The 2,499-nt window shown below is 73.1% G+C and carries 3 protein-coding genes; all 3 read right to left on the bottom strand.

Annotation, left to right across the window (positions count from 1 at the left end):
- Positions 1–37 precede the first annotated feature (37 nt).
- Entirely contained in the window at positions 38–937 is a 900-nt protein-coding gene (locus ACJOT3_RS34025) for a branched-chain amino acid ABC transporter permease (RefSeq protein WP_406977243.1), read from the bottom strand.
- Positions 934–1,725, bottom strand: coding sequence for an ABC transporter ATP-binding protein (locus ACJOT3_RS34030; RefSeq protein WP_406977244.1), 792 nt, complete (start codon positions 1,723–1,725; stop codon positions 934–936). The genes ACJOT3_RS34025 and ACJOT3_RS34030 overlap by 4 nt, the downstream gene beginning before the upstream one ends.
- The coding region (locus ACJOT3_RS34035; RefSeq protein WP_406977245.1) for an ABC transporter ATP-binding protein at positions 1,722–2,499 on the bottom strand (778 nt) is incomplete at its 5' end. The genes ACJOT3_RS34035 and ACJOT3_RS34030, both read right to left, overlap by 4 nt.

Raw genomic sequence — 2,499 nt, forward strand, 5'->3', positions numbered from 1 at the left:
TGGTCCGGGGCACTGGCCCGGGGTTCGGTCTCGGTGATCATGCCACCCTCTCCGCGGACTTCTTCGCGGCCAGTCCGCCCTGCCGGGCGAGCAGCACCACGGCGAGGACGATGACCACGGCGATGTCGCCGAGCCCGGCGACCGTGTAGTAGTTGGCGAACTGCTGGACCAGGGCGACGGTCACCGAGGCGATCGCGCAGCCGGTCAGTGAGGTGGTGCCGCCGATGACCACGACGATGAACGCGAAGATCAGCAGCGACATGCCCTGGGTGGGGGTGACCACCCCGTAGTAGAGGCCGCCCAGCGCCCCGGCCAGCGCGGCCGCGGCGCCGCCGATGGCGAACACCAGGGTGAAGGACTTGCGCACGTCGATGCCCAGGGCGGTGACCATGGCCCGGTCCTGGACCCCGGCGCGGACGATGAGCCCGTAGCGGGTGCGGGAGTTGAACAGCCACAGGGCGGTGAACAGGGCGACGGCGGCGAGGATGAGCAGCAGCCGGTCCTTGGGGATGTTGGCGCCCAGCACCTCGACGGTGCCGCGGACCAGCGGGGGCTTGGGGAAGGTCAGCGGGTCGGCGCCCCAGATGGCCTGGAGGAGCGCCGGGGTGGCCAGGCTGAGGCCGACGGTGGCGAGGATCTGCTCGCGGTGCCTGCCGTAGAGCGGGCGGATCACGCACAGTTCGACGAGGGTGGCGGCCAGGGTTCCGGCGGCGACGCCGAACACCAGGGCCAGCAGGAACCCGAACCCGTCGGGGCCGGCTCCGGGCAGGTGGTTGGCGGCCCACCAGGTGCCGTAGGCGCCGATGGCGAGGAAGGCCCCGTGCGCGAAGTTGAGCACGTCCATGAGGCCGAAGATCAGGGACAGGCCGGAGGCGATGAGGAAGTAGAGGGCGCCCAGGCCGAGCCCGGTGACGATGAGGAGGACCACGGTGCTCACGGGGTCGGGCTCCCTTCGGTCTCGGTAGCGGAGGTGGCCGGGGTGGCGTGAGTGGCGGGGGCCGGGGCGGCGGGTGCGGCCGCGCGGGACACCCCGAGGAGTTCGCGGACGCGGTCGGCGTCGTCGAGGAGCTCCAGGGCGGGCCCGGTGTGGACGACCCGGCCGGCGTCCAGGACGACGGCGTCGCCCTCCACCCGGCGGACCAGGGACAGGTTCTGCTCGACCAGCAGCACCGGGACCTCCTCGGCGGCGCGGGCCACCGCGTCGGCGACCTCGCGGACGATGCGCGGGGCCAGGCCCTTGGTGGGCTCGTCGACGATGAGGAGCCGGTTGTCGTTGAGCAGGGCGCGGCCGATGGCGAGCATCTGCTGCTGGCCGCCGGACAGGGTGCCCGCGGGCTGGTCGCGGCGCTTTCTCAGCTCCGGGAACAGCTCGTGGACGAGGTCGTAGCGGTGGGGTCCGGGGCGGCGTTCGGCGATGCGCAGGTTCTCGGCGACGGTGAGGGCGGCGAAGATGCCGCGTTCCTCGGGGACGTAGCCGATGCCGCGGGTGACGATGGTGTGGGTGGGCTCGGCGGTGATGTCGGCGCCGTCGAAGGCCACCCGGCCGGTGCGGGGCACCAGGCCCAGGACGGCCTTGACGGTGGTGGTCTTGCCGACGCCGTTGCGTCCGAGCAGGGAGGTGACGCCGCGTTCGGGCATGGCGAAGGTGACGCCCTGGAGGATGTGGGAGCCCTCGATCCACACGTTGAGGTCGACCGCCTCCAGCAGCGGTCCGGCGGCGCTCACGCCCCGTCCCCGAGGTAGGCGGCCTGGACGTCGGGGTCGGCCATGGCGGAGTCGGGGTCGGTGAAGGCGAGCAGGGCGCCGTGGTGCATCACGGCCAGCCGGTCGGCCATGTCGAGGAGCACCTCCATGTGGTGTTCGACCATGAGGACCGTGCATCCCTGTTCGCGGTGCACGTCCCGGATGACGGTGGTGAGTTCGCCGATCTCGCCGGCGCTGACCCCGGCCATGGGCTCGTCCAGGAGGATGAGCCGGGGGCGGCGGGCCAGCAGCAGGGCGAGTTCGAGCTTGCGCTTGTCGCCGTGGGAGAGGTCCCCGGCCAGGGCGGCGGTGCGGTGGGAGAGGCGGACCAGCTCCAGGGCGGCGGCCGCCTCGGGGCCGCCGTCGTCCCCGGCGCGCTTCCAGAACCTGCGGGAGTCGCCGGTGCGGGCCTGGACGGCCAGGCCCACGTTGGCGCCGACGGTGAGGTCGGCGAAGACGCTGGAGGTCTGGAAGGTGCGGCCCATGCCCAGGCGGGCCCGCTTGTAGGGGGCGTACCGGGTGATGTCGGCGCCGCCCAGGGAGACGGTGCCCGCGGTGGGCCGGGTGAGGCCGGAGACCAGGTTGAACAGGGAGGTCTTGCCGGCGCCGTTGGGGCCGATGAGGGCGACGAACTCGCCCTCGGCGACGTGCATGGTGATGTCGTCGACGATGACGGCGCCGCCGACCGACCAGCTGAGGTGATCCAGGGCCAGGGAGGTGGCGGTGGTCGTGGCGCCGGGCGCGGCGGCGGTGGCC

It is taken from the genome of Nocardiopsis protaetiae (assembly GCF_045446735.1).
In the GTDB taxonomy this organism is placed as follows: Bacteria; Actinomycetota; Actinomycetes; order Streptosporangiales; family Streptosporangiaceae; genus Nocardiopsis; species Nocardiopsis protaetiae.